Origin of the sequence: Bradyrhizobium sp. UBA2491 (genome assembly GCF_002341725.1) — a bacterium.
GTDB lineage: Bacteria > Pseudomonadota > Alphaproteobacteria > Rhizobiales > Xanthobacteraceae > Bradyrhizobium.
The window spans coordinates 29,964-51,698 of sequence record NZ_DDOP01000009.1 but is presented as its reverse complement, the minus strand read 5'-3'; the positions used below and the strand labels follow the sequence as shown (position 1 = coordinate 51,698).

Annotated in this window: 13 protein-coding genes; 2 read left to right on the top strand and 11 right to left on the bottom strand. The window is 62.2% G+C overall.

Features of this window, described 5'->3' with window-relative positions:
- Positions 1 to 602: 602 nt before the first annotated feature.
- The 5 genes from B2W55_RS02840 to B2W55_RS02820 all read right to left on the bottom strand — a co-directional run bounded on the left by B2W55_RS02840 (position 603) and on the right by B2W55_RS02820 (position 10,253).
- The gene (locus B2W55_RS02840; protein WP_371412491.1) at positions 603 to 1,112 is read right to left on the bottom strand and encodes a hypothetical protein; all 510 of its coding nucleotides are present in this window, start codon (positions 1,110 to 1,112) and stop codon (positions 603 to 605) included.
- Between the two features lie 189 nt (positions 1,113 to 1,301).
- A complete protein-coding gene (locus tag B2W55_RS02835; RefSeq protein ID WP_100555227.1) occupies positions 1,302 to 2,240 on the bottom strand; it encodes a DUF2493 domain-containing protein in 939 nt (312 codons plus the stop codon).
- Positions 2,241 to 2,539: 299 nt separating this feature from the next.
- Positions 2,540 to 3,616, bottom strand: coding sequence for a DUF7146 domain-containing protein (locus tag B2W55_RS02830; protein ID WP_100555228.1), 1,077 nt, complete (start codon positions 3,614 to 3,616; stop codon positions 2,540 to 2,542).
- Position 3,617: 1 nt separating this feature from the next.
- The gene (locus tag B2W55_RS02825) at positions 3,618 to 7,967 is read right to left on the bottom strand and encodes a strawberry notch-like NTP hydrolase domain-containing protein (RefSeq protein WP_100555229.1); all 4,350 of its coding nucleotides are present in this window, start codon (positions 7,965 to 7,967) and stop codon (positions 3,618 to 3,620) included.
- Between the two features lie 159 nt (positions 7,968 to 8,126).
- Positions 8,127 to 10,253, bottom strand: a complete 2,127-nt coding sequence (locus tag B2W55_RS02820) for a ParB/RepB/Spo0J family partition protein (protein WP_100555230.1) — start codon at positions 10,251 to 10,253, stop codon at positions 8,127 to 8,129.
- Between the two features lie 2,307 nt (positions 10,254 to 12,560).
- Between B2W55_RS02820 and B2W55_RS02810 the strand changes: the two genes are divergently transcribed.
- Entirely contained in the window at positions 12,561 to 13,832 is a 1,272-nt protein-coding gene (locus B2W55_RS02810; protein WP_145987247.1) for a hypothetical protein, read from the top strand.
- 51 nt (positions 13,833 to 13,883) lie between these two features.
- Here B2W55_RS02810 and B2W55_RS02805 read toward each other — a convergent pair whose 3' ends face one another.
- The 3 genes from B2W55_RS02805 to B2W55_RS02795 form a co-directional block, all read right to left on the bottom strand.
- Complete coding sequence (locus tag B2W55_RS02805; RefSeq protein ID WP_024585003.1) at positions 13,884 to 14,663, bottom strand: enoyl-CoA hydratase/isomerase family protein; 780 nt, start codon at positions 14,661 to 14,663, stop codon at positions 13,884 to 13,886.
- 77 nt (positions 14,664 to 14,740) lie between these two features.
- Entirely contained in the window at positions 14,741 to 16,840 is a 2,100-nt protein-coding gene (locus tag B2W55_RS02800) for a molybdopterin oxidoreductase family protein (protein ID WP_024585004.1), read from the bottom strand.
- A gap of 123 nt (positions 16,841 to 16,963) precedes the next feature.
- Complete coding sequence (locus B2W55_RS02795; RefSeq protein WP_244442341.1) at positions 16,964 to 18,034, bottom strand: substrate-binding domain-containing protein; 1,071 nt, start codon at positions 18,032 to 18,034, stop codon at positions 16,964 to 16,966.
- 280 nt (positions 18,035 to 18,314) lie between these two features.
- Here B2W55_RS02795 and B2W55_RS02790 point away from each other — a divergent pair, with 280 nt between their 5' ends.
- Positions 18,315 to 19,391 carry an amidohydrolase family protein gene (locus tag B2W55_RS02790; protein WP_024585006.1) on the top strand — a complete coding sequence of 359 codons (1,077 nt, stop codon included), beginning with the start codon at positions 18,315 to 18,317 and terminating at the stop codon, positions 19,389 to 19,391.
- Between the two features lie 71 nt (positions 19,392 to 19,462).
- On the opposite strand, the gene B2W55_RS02785 is transcribed toward B2W55_RS02790, so the two are convergent.
- The 3 genes from B2W55_RS02785 to B2W55_RS02775 all read right to left on the bottom strand — a co-directional run bounded on the left by B2W55_RS02785 (position 19,463) and on the right by B2W55_RS02775 (position 21,732).
- The gene (locus B2W55_RS02785; RefSeq protein WP_024585007.1) at positions 19,463 to 19,732 is read right to left on the bottom strand and encodes a hypothetical protein; all 270 of its coding nucleotides are present in this window, start codon (positions 19,730 to 19,732) and stop codon (positions 19,463 to 19,465) included.
- A 137-nt stretch (positions 19,733 to 19,869) separates the two neighbouring features.
- Positions 19,870 to 20,613 (bottom strand): Crp/Fnr family transcriptional regulator, encoded by a 744-nt coding sequence (locus B2W55_RS02780; protein ID WP_029880252.1) that lies wholly within the window; start codon positions 20,611 to 20,613, stop codon positions 19,870 to 19,872.
- A 279-nt stretch (positions 20,614 to 20,892) separates the two neighbouring features.
- Positions 20,893 to 21,732 (bottom strand): phosphodiesterase, encoded by an 840-nt coding sequence (locus B2W55_RS02775; protein ID WP_024585009.1) that lies wholly within the window; start codon positions 21,730 to 21,732, stop codon positions 20,893 to 20,895.
- Positions 21,733 to 21,735: the final 3 nt, after the last annotated feature.

Sequence of the window (21,735 nt, the reverse complement as noted above, 5' to 3'; positions counted from 1 at the left end):
TATTGCAGGCCGAATGACAGATGTTTGCCATGTTACTTCTCCTTGCTGTTTCCGAGCCCGCGACCACCGCGACCTCGATGGCGATCTGAAAGCCGAAGGCGATCGACGCCGCACCCTCTTGGGCCGCAGCGCAGCGGAGGATAGCGGTGGGGAGACTTTCTTGCCTCGCGAGGAATGGGCGACGCCCAGGGGAAGAAAGTCTCACTGCCGCCATTGCGGTTTAGGCGATCGAGGCGTAGCCGGCCTTCGGCTAGATCAAGCCAATGAGAGGCAAGGTGCTCGCGCGCGCTGAACAGCATCTCCGAGACGTGCCAGCGAAAGATCGGCCCGGACAAGGAGCTCTGAGCCCCAAGGGAAGAAGGAGAGCGCCTGGCGTGCAGAAAGGCCGCCAACCGTTATCGAGACCGACTGGACCAATGAAAACGCTTAGGCCTCAGGCTTCCCGTCCAGCGACGAGGTCGTCGTCACCCAACCGAAGCGCTCTACCGAGGGCCGCGACTATCTCTCGTTCACGCGCAGCGTCGGTCGTCCTCCGCTCGAGTCCAGCAAGGGACACAAGCAGCGCCATCCGGTCACCCGTCCCTGGCCAGCGATCCCAAGGGCTATCTGAGAGGCGGCTGAGCCGAGCCAACACTGACGCCCTCTCCGAGAGTGGGAGTTGCCAGACTCGATAAACGGGCCCATGCGGTGCCTCCAACGACGACGGCGCCGACCAACGCAAACGCTTCGTGCCATCGCTCTGAGGGAATGCCGATGTGAGCGAGGTTGAGAGCAAGATTGTAGCCAGCCCAAGCCGCGGGAACTGCGAACAGGAGGGCAACGACAAGGCGGATACCGGGAGAACGTGTCACTGAGAAGAGATGCCGCCCCGCCGAAAGTCCGAATGCGGCCGCGACGAAGCCGATGATGATGGCGGTGATCGGACCGATCCCACCTTGATATGCGTACATCGCGGCGGTCATGCTGATGAAAAATGGCAACACGTAAACCGCCAGCGTAAACAATGCCCAACAGGCAGCACCAAGCCCAACAATATTGAGAAGGATTCCAATGATGATCATGGCGGTACGACCCGTAACAATAGTTGCAAGGGTTACGCTTTCCACCACCATCACGGCGCAGTTCTAGGAATAGCTGATCTCGCGGACGTTGGGAATCCATCACGGGTCGCACTGGCCAGCCAAGTCTTAGGGGCGAATAGGCGCAGCGAGCGCGTGTGGCCGGTTCGCTATTGCGTGCAAAGCGGACATTGCCGCTCTGTAGGTCGATGGATCGTGCTTCAACCGCAGATGAGGTGGCGCTTACGCGCCACCATTGCCCAACTTCCAGACGGGGATGCCGAGCTTTCGTGCTTTGTCGGCCAGGTTCTCCTGAATGCCAGTGCCGGGGAAGACGATGACGCCGACGGGGAGCACATCGAGCATCTGGTCGTTGCGCTTGAAAGGTGCCGCCTTGGCATGTTTGGTCCAATCGGGTTTGAAGGCGATTTGCGGAACTTTGCGGTGGTCGGCCCAGCGAGCGGCGATACGCTCGGCGCCCTTTGGCGAACCGCCGTGCAAGAGCACCATGTCTGGATGTTTGGCATGAACCTGATCGAGCTTGTCCCATATCAGGCGGTGATCGTTGCAGTCGAGCCCGCCCGTGAAGGCGATCTTCGGCCCGGCAGGCATTAGCACCTCAGTCTCGGTCCGGCGTCTGGCGGCAAGGAAGTCGCGGCTGTCGATGACTGCCGAGGTCAAGACGCGATGGTTCACCATTGAGCCGCTGCGGGGATGCCAGTGCGATCCGGTATGGCGAACGAAGTGTTCGGCCGCCTGCTCGCGGAAGTATTCGATGCTGTTGCGCCGCTCGATCAGCGTCGTCCCCTCGGCGGTGAGGCGCTCCAGTTCGACCGAGCGTATTTCGGAGCCGTCCTGCTCGCGTTGGCTGCGTTTTTGCGCTTTCTCGTTCTCGTCGAGTTCGCGCTCGATGCGCTCGTGGGCGCGGTGGAAGAGATTGACGGTCGACCATAAGAGGTCCTTGAGGTCGGGCTCGAGACGAGTGTCGCTCAGGCTCACGATAAGGGCGTCAAAGATATCGGCGACGGCGGCCGCGACGATGTGGGCTTCCGGCAGCGGTCTCGGGTCGGGTTCGTCCTGGAAGGGGCGGTAGCCGTGGAGTTGGAGCTCGGTGAGGACGTGATCGATCGGAGATGAGGCGTGCGGCAACTCGTGGTCTGCCTCGTTGTGCTCGGTCGTCATGGTGATTTCCCTTGGTCGGATCGGCCGCGCCCATCGCGGCCTTCGTGGCGACGAAAGGCGGCGGGCGGACCGGACCTGCACCGCGGAGCGTAGCGACAGCGACCGTAGCGAAGCGAAGGATGCCGGGAGCCGGCTATTTTGTCTCGCGATGTAAAGCGCCGCCTTGGCGACGCGACGGAAAATAGTCGGCTCCCGGCATTGCGTGGCCGGACCGCTTGCCGCAGGGTCGCCCTCTCAAGAAGGCCGTGGGCTCGGCCCTCTCCGGCAAGAGGAGAGGCCCCGGGATTGACGGCGCCTCGTCAGGCCGGCGTGTTGGCCTCGTCAGCCGCTCCGGTCCAAATGCTCGTGCTCAAGAATCGGATCACGTCTTCAGGGGCGAGCTGGGGTCGCAAAGCTGCATGCAGCGCGCTGGTATTGAAGTTCCGCAGATCCTCGTTAAAATCGCCCCACTGCGGCGACAGCACCATCGCCTCAATCCCGGCTGACCGCGCCCGGTCGAACAGTCCCGTCACTGCACCCTCGCCCGCGGGATCGTTGTCACGGACGACATAGAGCCGACGCAGTGATGCCGGGAACAGGATGGCTCCGAGATGCGCTGCCGATAGCGCTGCAGCCATCGCCATGGTGGGCGCGATACAGCGGAGTGACAGCATTGTCTCGATGCCCTCGCCCGCGGCCATCACGTCGTTAGCTCGGCCGAAGCGAACTGCGTTCCCAAGAAGGTGGCCCATCGCCCGACGTGGAGTATCGACTGGCGCCTTGTCGCGCCCTGATGGATCGAGCCAGGTGCGGTGCGCGCCGGTGATATGCCCCTGGAGGTCGGTCACGGCAGCGATCATTGCGGGCCAGGTTTCGGTCGGGGCGTCTACCTCGGGACGGTAGTAACAGCGCGGATGGAATCGCAGGCTGTCGATGCCGTCCAAGTCGGTGATGCCGCGTCGACGTAGATAGGTTTCCACGACAGTGCCGGTAATTGGCCTCGACATGGAGAAGAGCCGACGCGCTGATTCCGGTGAGCCGGTCGGTACCGGTGACAAATGCGGTCGATAATCCGCTCCCCGCTCGAATCGCGGCAGTTTCAAGAAGCGTCTTGCCTCCTCAGCAACATCGTGGAAATCGACGAGGCCGCAACTCACCCTGATAACGTCGAGTAGGTCGCCGTGCTCGCCCGTTGCCGCGTCGGTCCATTTGCCCGCCGGGCGGCCGCCCGCGTCGACGCCCTTCAGGCGGACAAACATCGATCGACCCGCCGTGTTTCGGACGTCGCCGACCTGCCAGTAATTGCCGACGCGACGCCCGTTGGAGAGATAATGACGGCACACCGCCTCGGCCTCGCGCGCAAGGCGGTGTGCCAGTTCTGCCGCATTGCGTGGCATGTCATGCCGCCGTGCGGTCGGCGACGCGCGTAATCGGATAGCGCTCCAGAACCTTGGCGAGGATCGCAGGGCCGGTCCCATCGATCGGGACAAAGAAGCGCAGCTTCCACGAAATAATCTCGCTGAACAGACCGTAGGCGCGCAGTCGATCCCGCATCGGCTCTGAGAAACCGGTCAATTCGATCCGGTTCGCACCCATTACGCGGACGCGCCGGAGCTGAAGTCCCTCGGCAAGATCGAGAACGGTCTTGCCATCGATCATGGCGGTGAAAGCAGCGTCCGGCGAAAGACTCGATGACCCGACGTCCAGCGCAGTGGCTACCCACGCAGGTGACACCTTGCGGCCGATGATGCGCTCGCCGGCGTCGGTTTGCAGACGATAGACTCGCGTCGACTCGTTCGGCAGACGCTTCCAGATCGGCAACAGCAAACCAGCGACGATGTGGATCTCGCTATCGGTGAATTCCGGAACTTCGGCGACTTCGGCCTGCCAAATACGGGCGAAGGTGTCCCGGTCGGTCTCCTCCCAGTGGGTCTGGGGCATCATTGCCAGCGACACAGTGTGGTGATCCATCGGGCGGATGAGGCGGACCCGGCGTTCGACTTCGCCATCGTCCAGCATCAGACTTCGGGCCGGGACCTGCACGGCGGCGCGGCCCGATTGGCCGTTGACCAGAAGAACCGCGCGGGGATCGGAGATGCGATCGAGCGCCTCATTGAGCGTAACCGGACGGTTACGTTCGCGTTGGACAACGGTCAGCAGCCGTGTCTCGGCGGACGTGCCGGGATGGCTGTAAATCGTCTGCCGGCTGGAGACCACAAAACTCTCGGCCTTCAACGTCTCCAATCCAACATCATAGGTACCGGACGCAACTGCGCCCTCGATCCGAGCGGTCAGCAGTTGCTCGAACGCAGTGAACAGGATGTTCTGAAGATCGATGGTCAACGCCAGCAGGCGGTTCAGGAATGTCGTGATCGGCGGCAACTCATCCCGAATCCCATTCAGATCGGTGAGCTTCAGCCCGGTCGAGTCTTCGAACGCTTGAAGCGAACAATCCCTGACCTTGCCGGCGACCAGCAGGACGTAGAGCTGACGCAACGCATCGCGTGCGTAGTGACTTTCGAGATTGTCTTCGGGGCGGAACAGGCCTTGTCCACCGGTCTGGCGCTGGCCCTTGGTAATGGCGCCCAACGTGTCGAGACGCCGCGCAATAGTTGAGAGAAACCGTTTTTCAGCCTTCACATTGGTGGCGATGGGTCGAAACAGGGGCGGCTGCGCCTGGTTGGTGCGGTTGGTGCGGCCCAATCCCTGGATGGCGGCATCCGCCTTCCATCCGGCTTCGAGCAAGTAATGCACGCGCAACCTTCGATTCTTCGCCGACAGTTCGGCATGATAGGAGCGGCCGGTGCCGCCTGCGTCCGAGAAGACGAGGATGCGTTTGACGTCGTCCATGAAGGCTTGGGTTTCGCCAAGGTTGGCGGAGCCGACGCGGTTCTCGACGACCAATCGATCGACCCCATCACCCCCTCGCTTGCGAACGATCCTGCGAGAGCGGCCCGTCACCTCGGCCACGATGTCAGTACCAAACCGCTGCACGATCTGATCGAGGGCGCCATGAACCGGCGTCAACGACGCCAGCTTCTCGATCAAGTGGTCCCGACGCGCGACGGCGTCCCGGCATTGCACCGGTTGGCCATCCCGGAAGGCCGGACGCGATAACAGGTTACCTTCGCTATCGGTAAACGGCTCGTAGAGTTGAGTCGGGAAGCTGTGCGCCAAATAATCCAGCACATATTCGCGCGGTGTGATGTCGACCTGAACGTCGCCCCATTCCTCGGTCGGGATCTCGGCAAGCCGGCGTTCCATCAACGCCTCACCGGTCGAGACGATCTGGATCACAGCGGCATGACCGTCCCTCAGATCGCGCTCAACGGACGCGATGAGCGATGGCGTCTTCATCGCCGTAATGAGATGGTTGAAGAAGCGCTGTTTCGCCGATTCAAAAGCCGATCTGGCCGCGGATTTTGCCTGCGCGTTCAGTGTTCCCGTCGCGCCGATAATGTTGGCCGCTCGCATCGCCGCATCGAGATTGTTATGGATGATCGAGAATGCGCCGGCATAAGCGTCATAGATGCGGATTTGCTCCACGGTGAGCTGATGTTCGATCAGCTCATATTCCATGCCTTCATAGGACAGCGACCGCGCCGCGTAGAGACCGAGCGCCTTGAGGTCGCGCGCCAGCACCTCCATCGCCGCGACGCCTCCCGCCTCGATTGCCTCCACGAACTCGTTGCGCGTCGCAAACGGAAAGTCCTCGCCGCCCCAGAGCCCGAGACGCTGGGCGTAGGCGAGGTTGTGAACCGTGGTGGCCCCGGTTGCAGAAACATAGACGATACGGGCGTTCGGCAGGGCATGCTGAAGGCGAAGCCCCGCGCGGCCCTGCTGCGACGCAGCCTGATCGCCGCGTTCACCTTTTCCGCCCGCGGCGTTCTGCATCGCGTGAGACTCGTCGAAGATGATGACACCGTCGAAATCGGCGCCCACCCATTCCACGATCTGTTTGACCCGCGAAACCTTCTCATCACGCGCGTCGGAGCGCAGCGTGGCATAGGTGGTGAAAAGGACGCCTTGCTCCAGGCGGATCGGCATGCCCTGGCGAAAACGCGACAACGGCGTCACCAGCAGCCGTTCCATGCCGAGCGCCGACCAGTCGCGCTGGGAGTCCTCGATCAATTTGTCGGACTTGCTGATCCAGACGGCGCGGCGGCGGCCCTTCAGCCAATTGTCGAGCAGGATGCCTGCGACCTGACGGCCCTTGCCTGCCCCCGTACCGTCGCCGAGAAACCAGCCACGCCGGAATTGCACGGCGCCCTCCGCACCATCGCGCGCGGCGCAGACGAAGTCATACGTCTCGTCAACACTCCATGATCCCGCAAGGAACTGGGAGTGGGCTTCTCCGGCATAGATGACGGATTCAAGCTGCGCATCGGACAGCAAACCGTTGGTGATGATTTCAGCCGGAAGGTGCGGCCGATAGGACGGGACCGGCGGCGCCACCGACGCCATCGCGGCCGACTGGACCAGCCTGGTCGGATGTGACTGAGAGCCGGGAATACGGATCGACTGAAGTGCGTATTCCTCGTAAAGCGCCTCGGTGATCCGGCCACCCTCAGCCGGTGTCCAAGCAACGGCCTCATAGGCGAGTTCAACGGCTCGGAGATCCGATGTCGGCGCCGCGATGGTGGACGGGCGCATAGCGCAGGCGCGGACTGTCCGCGGAATGACCGGACGTGCCTTGGCCGGAGCAGCAACAGCCGTAGCGATCGGTAACCGTGCTGGAACGCGTTCCGTAACCCAGCCGAGCAATGTGGCAGTATCCGGCGCCATGCCAGGCGACGGCGGGAACGCTGTCGCATCGTCCGCAGGCAACCGGTCTATGACGGTCAGCCGCGTCTCGACAGCAGTGCCGTGCTTGGCGAAGACCGCGCCAGCAATGGCGGCGCTGAAGACAACGCGCCCGCGTTCCTGCAATCGGACGAAAGCATCCCGCCAGACCGGATTGTCCGCGGAACAACGCGCCCCGGTGATTGCGACCAGCCGGCCGCCTTCGGGGAGCCGCGTCAGGGCTGACGCGATGTGCCGCATGGCGGTGTCGGCCACGCGGCGATCGACGTTGGTGATGGCCGAGAATGGCGGGTTCATCAGCACGACGCTCGGAGTGATACCGGTGCCGAGATGATCGTCGATATGCGCGGCATCGAAGCGCGTAGCAATGATCCGGGGAAAGAGGAGCGAAAGAAGCTCCGCGCGGGTGTCGGCGAGTTCGTTGAGAACGAGCGACGCGCCCGACAACTCAGCCAGGACGGCCAGTAGACCGGTCCCTGCCGAAGGCTCCAGCACGATGTCATCAGGGGTGATCGCGGCAGCGGTGCTGACCGCGAGCCCAAGCACGATAGGTGTGCTGAACTGCTGAAGCGCCTCGCTCTCTTCGGAGCGGCGGGTGTGAGTGGGAAGAAGGCTGGCGATCTTGGCCAGCATCGGCAGCATCGCGGCGGGTGAAGCGGCCCGCGCGCGCATAGCCGGACCGAACTTGCGAAGGAACAGGACCGTGGCTGCTTCACAGGCGTCGTAAGCCGTCTTCCAGTCCCATCCGCCGTCGATATCGGAGGCACCAAAGGCGTTTTTCATCGCCGCGCGCAACGCGGGCGCGTCGATGCGCTGCCCGCGCTCGAGATGCAGATGAAGATGTTGCGCGGCCACGGCGATCGCGCCGGCCTTCGCCACAGAACTGGACACAACGGAAAGCGGCGCAGCCGCAACAGCGGTCACGGAGGTGGAAGTCGGTGTCATCTGGATAACCTCGAAAGAGCCGGGAAGGATTGAGCCGCCGGGCGCTCTCTCTTGACCGCGCCGGCTCAAATCCTTGCCGGCCACCCTCTTCCTCTCCAGGGCCGGTGTTCGCAGTGGACATGGCTTGCGGGGCGACTGAGGCCGCCCCGCAAGCGCAGATCACTCTGCAGCAATGATCTGCGGCTGCTCCTCTTCGGCATCAGCCGCCGCTTCATCCTCGGCCGCTGCGAGGAATTCGGGTAACCCCTCCGCTTCCCCATCGGTGTCTTGCCCCATGGCATCGATCTCCACGAGACGGAGCGGCTCGGGCAGCCAACCCGTACCATCGAGCAACCGCTCGGCCTCGCGGGCCATGTCGCCCTTCTTGAGGTGGTCGATGAGCTGCACCGATTGCTCGCCCTTGGCCTCGCGCACCGCTTCGAGGATGCGGGGCTTGGTGACGCGGCCGAGATAGTTATCGACGGTCGACTTCCAGCCAGCCCTCACCATGTCGAGTCCAACGGCACGAGCCAAGACATCGGCTTGGCCGAGCCGCTGGCGAACGCCATGCGCGGAGATCCGGCCTTCATTGTAGCGGTTGGCTGGCTCATGGAGCGCGTTGACCGCGGATGACGCGCAATGAGCAAACAGCGCGGCCTGCTCCTTCCCGTCAAGCGCAGTGAGAGCGCCCCATAAATCTCCTTCATCCTTGGGTAGGCGGGCTTTCCAACCATCGTGCCTGATATCGATGGCTTGCGCCGACGCGCTTTCCTTCAGACCCGGCGCCTGGGCCGGGAATACAGGTGTACGGATCGCGAGCTCGAGGCAACCGCTCGACGACGCAAAGCGATAGAACGCCGCCAGCACGAAATTATGCAGTACTGCCTGGAAGGCAACGGCCGGATCGTTTGCCAACGCATTGCGCAATGCCAGCGTGCGATGTGCGGTCAGCTCCGTGATCAGCCGATCCGGCAGCGGCTTGATCGCGTCGTCTTCGTCCTCGTCAGCAGGCTCGACCGGCGAGCCGGCGACGGTGATCACGCCACGCTGGACTGTGCCGCTGGCCCTCGTTGCACCATCGACCACTCCGTCGTCCCGTCCTTCGGCTTCGGGATCGACGACCGCGGGGGCCTCATCCTCTGGCCGCACGTAGCCGCGGTCGATCGACAGGTGACCTTCGCTATCAATGCTCACGAACACGCCGGCACGCGCGATCTCGGCCGGCTCGTAGACGAGTGGTCGAGATTCCAGGACGGAACGAGCCGCCTCGATCTCCGAAAGACGCTGATCGATCTCATCAGGCAGTTCGTCGGCATCCTGGTAGTCCAGCTCTATCTTGGCGTATTCGGCATTGAGCGCGTCAAGCGTCGCTCGCTCCGCCTCCGTCATATCCACCGGTTCACCGACGAGTTCGCGCAGGCCCCTGGTGTGGCCGTAGGGGAAATCGACGGCCACCTCGATCCACATCCAGCCCTCGGCCGCGATCGTCTCCGCCTCGGCCTTCAGCTTTTCGGTAGCGAGACGATCGAGCAGTGGCACATCCTGCAACCAGCCGCCATCGTCGTGGGCGAACAGATCGCGCATCACGGACCCGCCGGACTGCTCGTAGGCAGCGAGTCCGACGAACTGGGCGCGACGGTCGGAAGCGCGCACGGTGTTCTCCGTCAACATCCGCCGGATCTGATATGGCTCGTCATTGCCGGATCTGCTGACGTTGTCCCAGATCTGCTCCTGGCGCGCCTGATCGGCTGTGACCGAGAAGGCCATCAACTGTTCGAGCGTCATGCCATCGTCGGCATAGACGTCGTGCAGCTTCGGCGACACTGATGCCAACCGCAGTCGCTGCTTGACGATCGCGGGCGAGACGAAGTGTCGCGCGGCGATGTCCTCCTCGCGCATGCCACCGTCGCACAGCAGCTTGAACGCGCGGAACTGATCGAGCGGATGCAGGCCGACCCGCTCGTCATTCTCGGCGAGGGAATCATCCTCGGCGATGCCACCATCCCTGATTACGCACGGTACAGGTTGCGTTTTCGCCATGCGCTTCTGCTTGACCAGGAGTTCGAGTGCGCGGTAGCGGCGTCCACCAGCCGGAACCTCGAACATACCGGTTTCCTGGCCGTCGGCGTCGACAACCACACGAACGCTGAGGCTCTGGAGCAGCGTGCGCTGAGCTATGCTCTCTGCCAGTTGCTCGATCGAGACACCGGCCTTGATACGCCGGACGTTGGACTGGCTGAGCACCAGCTTGTTGAAGGGAATATCACGGGAGGGGCTGAGTTTGATCTTCTGAACGGCGCTTGCCATATCGGATTCTCCGCGACGGGTGGCCGAAAGACTCTCTCTCGACCTCCAAACCCGTCACAGACACACCCGCACTCCTCTCACTCTCTGCCGCTCGAACTCCGGATCGTGCAACCTTGCGTTCGAATCTTTGGCAAGACAAAACCCAGCATATCGAAACTCCCATCCGCGAACATTGTGCTGACTGCGCCTAGTGCCGATTTTCGGTGCGTCCCGCCATCAGGGGTGGAAAATGTCTGCCGAAGCGAAGCGGAGGCAAGAGAAAGAGGCAGCCGACGAAGGGGCAGTGATAGCGACGCGGGCATGCAATGCCCGCGGGCACCGAGACGACTGCAGTCGCGAGACCGGTTCAACAAGGCACCCGCGTTCGGGGCAGTGATAGCGACGCCGGCATGCAATGCCGGCGGCCCCTAGCGCGAGTGCCTCCGGCGAGCGACACCGTATCGCGCGAGGGATCGAAGCCGGACGGCCGAGACGCGTGAGCGGCTGGGTTCACGAGAGCCCGGTCCGCGGCTCGCGGACGCGCCCTACTCTCTCGCTATTGGCTGCATAATTGAAGGTTAAGCGAAACGTTGGCGTCGCGTACCGCCCGCCGGGCGCCCCTCCAAACAGCACGATTTCTCCAAGATGCGGGTTCGCGCGATCCTGAAAGACCCTCGCGCTGACGAGACCGGAGCCGAGAGGCGGCAGCGACGTCTTTGCGAGATTCAAAGTCACATGCTGCGAATCTCCTGCCGCCGCTGCGAGCGGATCGTGGAAATCCAGACCGCCGACGCCGTCCGATTGTATGGCCGCAACGCGGTCTGGAAGGATGTGGCAGAGCGATTGCTCGACAACACCTGCCAGCAGCGCCTCCGAATATCACCCCACGCCCACGGAGGCGACTGCAGTCGCAAGACCGGCAAGAGGGGCACCCGCGTTTGGGGCAGTGATAACGGCGCTGGCATGCAGTGCCGACGTCCCCTAACGCGAGAGCCCCCGGCGAGCGACACATTTCGATCCCTTTCCGATGGTCCGGGAGTCAAGTCCCACCGCCTCGGGATTTCAGCCACACAGCCGCTGCTCCGATCAGGGCTGTCAGCACACCACCCCACCAGATCGAGCGCGGCCGCGCGGCGCTGATCGAACTGAGATATAGAAATGCTCCGAGTGCAACACCATAGTGCTTGCGAAAATCACCGCTCCTACGCGCGATTTCGACGAGGTCCGACGATCTCATCTGCTGATCTGTCATCACGGCTCACCTCATACTTAAGCATTCAAGATACGCGTGAGTTGGTCATCACGTCCAGCTAAATTTCGCTTTTTCCGAAAAATGTGATCGAACTCCTTAGCGCGAGAGATCGACGCTCGCGAGGGCCGTAAAGCGAGCGGCACGGTTCACGAGAGCCCGGCCGCTTCAAGCGGCGCCCAAGAGACCACCATTTTGAGCTTCCGGCGAACGATCATCATGTGACCGTCCCCAACTCAGACCTCCTTGCAAGCGAAGCGTTCCCGTTGTGGATCAATCAGATAAGCGCTCGAACCGTCACACTGCTGCCTGCCAAACAGACCGCAGGCTTGCATGACGACGAGCGCGGTGATCATTGCTCAATACGCAGATGTGAATTCACCTGCAGTACGCGCTATTCCGACAAGATGAGTCCGAACAGGGTGACATCCGCTGATTTTCCAACACGGCAGTCAGAACGAACCCCCATAACATGCTAGATTCAGCTGACTCTCGCTGAGCGGCTCAGCATGACAACGCGAGCGTAAGGCGGAGGATAGCCCTTCAGTTTTGCGATCGTCGATCAATTAGACAAATCGGCTCTCCGAGACTCGCCCATGGCGGAACTTTGTCTGACTTAGGCAGACCTCGTCCACCTACCTTTTTGCACGCCAAAGCCGCTAATCACCTCGTTCGAGAATTGATTCCTTGTTTTGCCAGCTTTGCAAGCTCCGATTGGAATGTTCAGGTGATCGGATAACAGACGGCATGACGCATCGTGTAATTATTCCGGCTCGCTATCCACCTATCGGAGCGTGGCCGGCCCTCATGCTGGCCGACATGGCCGCAGCATATCTGGATTTCACCAACACACGTGAACTCGCGCGAGCCGTAAGACGCGGGGAGGCACCACCGCCAGTCGCGTATCGTGGGATCGGGCGGGCCCGACAACCAGTTTGGTCCAAGGCCGCGATCGATCTTTTCACAAGCCCGCGTTCCGGCGTCAATCGAGATGGAATCGTAGGTGAGGATCTAGCTTCCCTCGTAAGACCCCGAGCTTTGCAGCATTGAAGCTTCCCCGGTACTGCCGATTGAGGCCATTGAAAAGCGGTCAATGTGGATATTATTTCGAACCGCCTACATGGGCGCGCCAAGAGGGATGCCCTGTCCATGCCGAAGCATTGGGGCAAGACCAAGCGATCGCTGTTGATAGAGCCGAGAATATTCTGCTGCCGGCCTTTGACAGCTGGCGATCTAACGGTCTGACCGATATGGTCCCAGCTTCCCCTGCACTTGGCACGTTCGATTGGCTGGTCAGCGTCTTCAAGGCGCACCAGAAATGGGCCGAGATCGATTTCAAGACCCAACGATTATATGGCCAAGGGTTAGCGCTCTTCGCAAGCCATGAATTGAGCGATGGCAGCCGCGCAGGCTCAAAGCAACTCGCTGATTTCACAAAAGGATTTGTCGACGCGATCTACGCGAACCTGCTCGTCGTCGAGCATAAAGACAAATGGGGAAAGATCGTCAAGCGTGAGCGTCGTCGGTTCGCAAATGCGGCCATGACCGCTTGCAGGAGGGCTTGGTACGTTGGTCAGCGCGCTCAAGAGGCGACTGTGCCGCCAGTCAACCCGTTCGCGCGGATGGGTCTAAAATCGCGCGGCCCCGGCCAATCGGTGCGCGAGACGCCGACGGCAACGTGGGAAGAACTTGTTCTGTTCAGGCGAGCTGCAAGCAGATTGGGGTACCATTCGGTCGCAACCGCTGCATTGCTCTCCTGGGAATGGCTGCAACGCGAAGAACATATATTTGGCGCTTTCGAAAATGCGCACTATCGGCCGAAAGAGCGGCCCGATAGCGTGAAGATTGTGCATCCAAAGAACGGCGAAGAAGCCTGGTGGCCGCTATTCGATGAGAGACGGCATTCATTGTTTCCTGAACTGATGGCAGAGCTTGATGCTCTCAAGGACAGAATTGCCTTTGGATTGGTCTTTCGGCGTGATCATGCTCATCGCAAGTCATCCGATCTGGTTCCGTGGATTACTGAGCGCAAGGATCTGCGATACCTTCGGCACGTCGTCAAAAAGATAATCATAGCAGCTGGACTGCGAAAAGAGCTATCATTCACGTCCTTTCGGCATGGTGGGTTCACGGAGGGGGCCGACAGCGATCTCACGGATGCTGAACTACGTACCGCCGGTCGTCATCGCTCGAGACATCAGCTCCCGACCTACGCTAAGCGGACGCAGAAACAGTTGATTGCTGCTGCTAAAAAGCGCCGGGAGGAGCGAACCAGAACGGGAGCTTTGCTAGGTGGTACTCTCACTCCTATTTCTCCGATCGATTCGGTAAAGGACACTTCTGACCTCTGATCGCCCAGGCACGCGCCCTATTCTCAGCTAAAGGAGTTTCAATCCTTCAGCCTATCGCCCCGTCCATGACGGTTTTCGCTTCTCGCCGAAGGCCTTGAGGCCTTCCTTGGCGTCCTCGGTCATCGCGAGCAGCGCGATCTGGCTCTCGGTGTAGGCGATGCTTTCGTCGAACGACATCGAGGCGATCGCGCGCATGGCGTATTTGCCGCGACGGATCGCGGTCGGCGACTTGTCGACGATGCGGCCGATCAGCCAATCGACCTTGGCATCGAGCTCCGCCGCCGGTACGACGTGGTTGAGAAGGCCGGCGGCCTGGGCGGCGCTGGCGTCGAACGGCTCGCCGGTCAGCGCCCATTCGTTGACCAGGCGCGGCGGCGCGATCGATTGCAGCAGGCTCAGCACCTGCATCGGAAACACGCCGACCTTCACCTCAGGCAGCCCGAAGATCACATGATCGGCGGCGACCGCCATGTCGGTCATGCACAACAGCCCCATGCCGCCCGCCATGCAGACGCCGCCGACCCGCGCGATCGCGGGCTTGGTCGCGTTCTGCGACAGCCGCAACAGGTCGGCGTAGTCGACATTCGGCCGCGAGAAATCCATCGAGAACGCCGCGCCGCTGTTCTGCAGATCGGCGCCGGCGCAGAACGCCTTGTCTCCCGCGCCGGTCAGCACGATGACGCGCACGTCCTTGTCGTCATGGGCATCGCGATAGCCCTTGGCGATGCCTGCGATCACACCGGCATTAAGCGCGTTGCGTTTGTCCGGGCGGTTGATGGTGATCCAGAGCGCCTGCCCGCGCTTTTCCAAGAGGACGCTGTTATCGGTCATGTTTCCTGCCCGGTTTCTTGCTGTGAGCCGTTGTCAGCCCACATTTGCGGCAGGATCGGCGCCGACTGCAAGCAGGATTATGCCGCGGCTGGCGCCTTCCTGATCCAGACCTTGTTGTCGTGGAACGCAGCACCGCCGACCGGCGCGACGGCTTCGGCCCCGGTCAGCATGTTGATGCCGCGGCCGCCGATATGCGACTTGTTCGGATGGATCGATTCGGCGATCAGCACGCCGCGGCGAACGCCATCGAACAGTTTTGCGGTCAGCGTGGTCTCGCCGCGCATGTTGCCGAGCGTCACCGCGTCACCGTCGGCGATCGAGAGTCCTGCCGCATCGTCCGGATGGATCATCACCGTCGGCGCGCCCTCGCGGGCCTGCGACGACGGCGTTTCGTTGAAACTGGTGTTGAGGAAGCTGCGCGAGGGCGACGTCGCAAGCCGGAACGGGTGCTGCGCATCCGCCTCCTCGATGATCGTCCAGTGATCGGGCAGCGAGGGCATCTTGTCCCACGCCCCCATCAACCCTCCCGAACCGACCGGGACCTTGCCCCAATCGACCCTGAAGTGGAATTTCTTGTCAGGATGCGCAAAGCCGTCGAGATAATGCGAGGTGCGAAAATCTGGTTGCAGGTCGCGCCAGATATCGGCCTCGAGCTTCTCGATATCGCCATGGCCGCTCTTCTTCAGCGTCGCATCGATCAATTCGCGCGCCGTCATGTCGAAGCCCGGATGCACGGCGTTGAGCCGGCGGCCGAGGCCCTGCATCACCTCGTGATTGGAGCGGCACTCGCCGGGCGGATCGATCAGCTTGGGGCCGACCGAGATGTGCTGATGGCCGCCGCCGTAATAGAGGTCGTCGTGCTCCATGAACATGGTCGCCGGCAGCACGATGTCGGCCATCTGCGCCGTCTCGGTCATGAACTGCTCGTGCACCGCGACGAACAGGTCCTCGCGGGCAAAGCCCTGTCGCACCAGCGCCTGCTCGGGCGCCACCGTCATTGGATTGGTGTTCTGGATCAGCATCGCCTTGACCGGGCCACCGCCCTTCAGCGCCTCGGCATCGCCGGTCAGGACGCGGCCGATCTTGGACTGATCGAGAACGCGCGTCGCGGGATCGATCGCGTCGTGGCCTTCGATGATGGATTCGTCGAAGCGCCAGATCCCGGCATTGTTGAAGAACGCACCGCCGCCCTCATATTGCCAGGCGCCGGTCACCGCGGGGATGCACAGCGCGGCGTGCATCTGGGCGGCGCCATTGCGGCTGCGGGTGAAACCGTAGCCGAGGCGGAAGAACGAGCGCTTGGTGGTGCCGACCAGCTGCGCGAAGGCTTCGATCTCCTCGACCGGCACGCCTGAGATCGCCGACGCCCATTCCGGCGTGCGGGTCTTCAGGTGCGCCTCCAGCTCGTCGGGGCAATCGGTATAGCGCGCCAGATAATCGCGGTCGGCCAATCCCTCGCGGAACAGCACATGCATCACGGCGCAGGCGAACGCGCCATCGGTGCCGGGCCGCAGCAGGATCTTGATGTCGGCCTGCTTCATGGTCTCGTTGTTGTAGACGTCGATCGCCGCGATCTTGGCACCGCGCTCCTTGCGGGCGCGGGACGCGTGCGTCATCACGTTGACCTGGGTGTTGACCGGATTGGTGCCCCAGATCACGACGAGGTCGGAGACGCCCATCTCGCGGGGATCGACGCCGGCGACCTTGCCGGTGCCGACCGCAAAGCCGATGCGCGCGATGGTCGAGCAAATCGTGCCGTAGAAGCGCGAATACTTCTTCACATGCGAGAGGCGATTGAGGCCGTCGCGCATCACCAGCCCCATGGTGCCGGCGTAGTAATAAGGCCAGACCGACTCGGCACCGAACTCCCGCTCGGCGGCATCGAAACGCGCCGCGATCTCGTCCAGCGCCTCGTCCCATGAAATTCGCACGAACTGGCCGGACCCCTTCGCGCCGGTCCGACGCAGCGGGTACATCAGCCGTTCGGCGTGATGGATCCGCTCCGCGTAACGCGCGACCTTGGCGCAGACGACGCCGGCGGTGTAGGTCTGCAGCTTGGAGCCGCGCACCCTACCGATCGAGCGGCCCTCGATCACCTCGACGTCGAGCGCACAGGCCGAGGGGCAGTCGTGCGGACAGGTGGAATGGCGGATGTCGACCTTGGCATGCTGGTTCATGGCCAGATTGGTACCATCAAATCCCGGCTCCGCCGAGGGGCATTATTGACCCAGCCTGGGCGAAAACCGGACAGAAGCCATGCAGCAGGCGCCCCGGATCCAACCGCTGGGCCAACCCCTCCGTCAGACCCGGAAGATACGGCTGTAACGCGCCTTGATCGATTCCCCTTCCCGCTCCACCGCCGCAGGGTCATCCTTCATCGTCTTGATGTCTTTCAGCGGTCGTCGTCCAGCCTTCTCCTTGACCTGCGCGTGGACCGAGCGGAGGCCGCCGATCTCGATATTGAGCTGCTGCCCCTCACGCCCGAGCGCGAAGGATTGAAACAACCTCGCGGCGTTCGGATGCGGACAGTCCTTGAAGATGCCGTTCGGGCCGACGATGAGCGGCGACCCCTCGGTGGCGTAAACCGGCTCGACCGGGCGGCTCATCTCCTTCATCTGAAAGATGTTGTACTCGTTGCCATCGGCCATGACAGCGCGCTCGCCGAGATCGAGCTTCTTCGGCGGATCCGTCGAGGACTGCACCTGCATGATGTTCTGCTTGGCGAGCTGCTCGAAAAAGCTCCAGCCGAGATCGCGCTGCATCTGATAAGTCGCGGTCATGATGGTGCCGCTGTAGCCGGGATGCGCCTTGACGATCTTGCCCTTCCATTTCGGATCGAGCAGATCGGCAAAACTTTTTGGCGCCTCTTCGGCTTTCACGAGATTGGTGTTGTAGGCAATGATCGACAGCCAGACCCGGAAGCTGGCAAACTGACCATCCGGATCGCGATGCTCCTCCGGATAGTATTTTGCGACTTCCTCCGGGACATAAGGTGCGAGAATGCCGTCACGTTTCCAGACGATGAAATGCGCGGCGTCGGACGAGTTGACGACGTCGACCGCGTGAATGTTGCTGGAATATTCCTGGCCGACCCGCTGGAACACGCGCTCCGCGCCGGTGCGCTCGACGCGTACGCTGATGTAGGGATATTTCGCCTCGAACGCCTTCGCCAACTTCTCCGCGACCGGCAGATCGGTCGAAGTGTAATAGACGACCTCGCCTTCCTTCTTCGCTGCCTCGATCAGCGCCGGGGTCACCGGCTCGGCTGGCGGCGCCGCGGCCATTACGCGCGTCGAAAGGGCAGCCCCTGCCAGCACGGCACCGCTACCCTTCAGCATATCGCGGCGCGACAGCCCAGAATGCTTCCTCATATGGTTCCCCGCACGCGATGACGAAGTTGAGTACACCGTCGTCCCGCCGTTATTCCGACACGTGAAGACGGAGTCCGTCGTCGACGGACGCTTCAGGTTGCAGCGAGACTCTTGAGGGAGAAACAAGACTAAAGTTGGGGGAAAACATCATCGCAAGGACTGGGATTGCGCCGGACCAAGCGGATCAACACTGCGCGACACGCACCGCGTGTAGCCTTGCGGCAGTCAACCCCCGTCCTTACGCTCCCCGTCCATAACAAGACCAAGGGAGACGAACGTCATGGCGACGAGACGGGATGTGCTGAAGGCAGCAGCCGGCATCGTGTTTTGCAGTTGCGGGCTGATGCACAATGCGAATGCACAACAATCGCGCCAAAAGCTGCCGGTCACCGTCAATGGCAAGCGTGTCAAGACGATCGACATCCACGCGCATTGCCACTTCCGCGAGGCGGGAGCCCTGCTCGGCGCGGACGCCGCAAGGTTTCAATTGCCGCCGGTCAACGGCGCCGCGGAGGCCTTCATCGCGATCGACAAGCGCCTGGCTGCAATGGACGCGCAGGCCGTCGACATGGAGGTGCTCTCGATCAATCCGTTCTGGTACGACCGCGATCGCGATCTCGCCGCGAAGATCGTGAAAATCCAGAATGAAAAGCTCGCCGAACTCTGCGCCGCGAAGCCCGACCGGTTCGCGGCTTTCGCCTCGCTGACGCTGCAAGCGCCCGATCTCGCGGCGCAGGAACTGGAGACGGCGATCAAGAAGCAGGGCCTGAAAGGGGCGGCGATCGGCGGTGTCGTCGATGGCGTCGAGTTCTCCGATCCGAAATTTCATCCGGTATGGGCCAGGGCCGAGGAACTCGGTGTCCCCCTGTTCATCCATCCGCAGGGCATGCCCGAATTGAACAAGCGGCTGTCAGGCAATGGTTGGCTGGGCAACACCATTGCCAACCCGCTCGAGACCACGATCGCGCTCTCTCATCTGATCTTCGAAGGCACGCTGGACCGCTTCCCGGGATTGAAGATCATCGCCGCACATGGCGGCGGCTACCTCCCCTCCGACCGCTCGGACCATGCCTGCCTGGTCGGTCCGAAGGGATGCAATCCGGAGATCAAGCTCCGGAAGGCACCGACGGAGTATCTGAAGCAGATCTATTTCGATTCCCTGATCTTCACGCCTGAAGCCATCCGGCATCTTGCCGCCCAGGTCGGCGCCGGCCAGATCGTGTTGGGAAGCGACTATCCCTATCCATGGCAACTGGCACCGGTCGACCACATCTTCGCCTGCTCGTCTTTGAGCGACGACGAAAAAGCCAACATTCTTGGACGGACCGCAGCAAAGCTGCTCGACATTGTCGCGTAACCACGACAGCCGGCTGCCGAACAATCCGATTGCCGACGTCGCGCCTCGGCGTACGCCGCTGTTATCGAGCCTCAGTAGGCTTTCACTGTGCGTATTTGGTTGCCGGGTTGAGCGACGGGCGCCGGCTCGGCAATCGCGGGCGCCGGATCGGTGTCGACCGAGTTGGTCAAGGCGAACTCAGCCTGTGCCGCGTCCGATATCCATTTGACCGCGGCCGGGTGACTGACCAGCATCCCGATCAACGCAATCACAACGAGCACCGGCAAGGCGATGAGCTTGATGCTGAAGCTCTGGTAATTGCTTTCCGGGTCCTGCTGTCGCTTGTCGAAAGAGCCCTGCATGGATTCCTCCACGTTGCGGATGCGCTCCCCCGAAGCGTGACTTACCGCAGCGCACGCAAGGCCGATGTGAATGGTTTCACAGGCTTGGCCAGCTCACCGTTTCGTGAAATGCCTGATCGGCCACGCAGCCGGGATGACTACTCGCCATCGTCAGCGCCAGCGTCGACCAATTCCTGAAGCGACCCGGGCTTCAGCACGACAATCGCGCCATGTTCAAGCCGCACCCAACCGCGTGTCGCCCATGCCCGGAGTTGCTTGTTGATGCTCTCGCGCGTCATGCCGACCATCTCGCTGATCTCTTGCTGGGTGATCGAGATGGTGCGCCCCTGCGGCTCACGCTTGTGCTTGTCGCTGAGACGGAGCAGCGCGCTGGCAAGGCGGCCGGGCAGATCCTGCAAGATGACCTGCTCGACCTGGTCGCTGGTCCGGCGCAACCGCTCGCACAGCAATTCGATGAACTTCATCGCAAGCGACGGCTGGCTGCGCACGAACGGAATGAACTCGCGCCGGTCGATGACGAACAGCTCGCAATTGGTGTTGGCCGTGGCATCGGCGGTCCGCGACAGGCCGTCGAGCAGCGCGATCTCCCCGAAGATCTCTCCAGCCTCGATCAGGTTGAGAATGGCGTTGCGGCCTTCCGGCGACGAGATGCTGATCTTCACGGTGCCCGAGATGACCGCAATCAGGCTCGTGCCGGGATCGCCCTTGGAAAAGATCATCGTGCCGCGCTTCAGCGTGATGTGCTTGGCGTAGCGGCAGAGTTGATCGAATGCTTCAGGCTCGAGATCGGCGAAGTAAGGATGCTTGCGCAGCACCGACAGCTTGTTGCTCGAGAACGACGACGCGCCGGCAGTTCGTTCTATGGGCGGCGCACCGGTCATTGTGATCCAAACTGATTGTGTTGCGTTCGATCGGCCCACCACCTGCGTGGACACCGACAAAGCCATCGATCAATGAAAGCGGAGAGAACTATAGCCCCAGCGAGGCCCTACAGCAACCAAGGCCCCAGCCACTCACACGGCCAGACGAAATCCGGCAAAGTACAATTTGGAATAAATAAACGCCTAGTTGCAACGCTCAATTGCAGTCAGTCGCCGCACCCAATTTGAGCAACCGGCGACAATCCCGTCTGGCGGAACATATCTGTGGGGTCGCCCCGCCTACAGCAGCTTGCCGTCGGGCCCGAAGAACGGGTGCGGCCCGTCAAACTGACCGATCGGGACCTGGTGCGTGACCAGCTGCCCAAAGCCTTCTCCGGGAAACCACGTATGCAGGTGAAACGCAGGCGGTTCCACCCTGAACGAAGGCTCTCGCAGTTGCCCGAGATCCAGGTCGACCGCGTGGTTCGGGGCGGGGCACAATGTCACGGGAATGCCAGCGAAGGTGGTGAGCATGGCACGATGAACGTGCCCACACCCGATCAGCTGCACGCGCGGGTGACGCCTGACGATTCTCGCCAGCTCTTCGGCATTGAAGAGATCTTGCCGATCCATGTGCCAGATGCCGCCCTTGAACGGCGGGTGATGCAGGAAGAGCAGCGCGGGCCGGTCGACCGCGGTCGCCAGCGCCGCGTCCAGCCATTGCAACGTCGACGCCTCGAGCGCGCCATGCGGCTTCCCGGCGACACTCGAATCGAGCAGCAGGAGATCGATACCGTCGACCTCGATCTTCTGATCGAGCGGGCCCGTCGCGTGGGCATAGGGTGCCGATGGAAACGCGGCGCGCATCCAAGCCCGCGAGTCGTGATTGCCAGGAACGCCGGCAAACGGCACGCGCAGCGGCGCGAGCAACCGCTTGAGATGGTCGTATTCCTCGACCGACGGCGTATCGACGAGGTCGCCGGAGATGACGACGAAATCGGGCGCCGGCGCGAATGCGTTCAGCGCAGCGACACAGCTTTCAAGCGCCTTGGCGGTATCGACCCGGCCATACGCCAACGCATCGGGCGGCTTGATGTGGAGATCGGAGATCTGGGCGATCAGGATCGGCTTCGATGACATCGA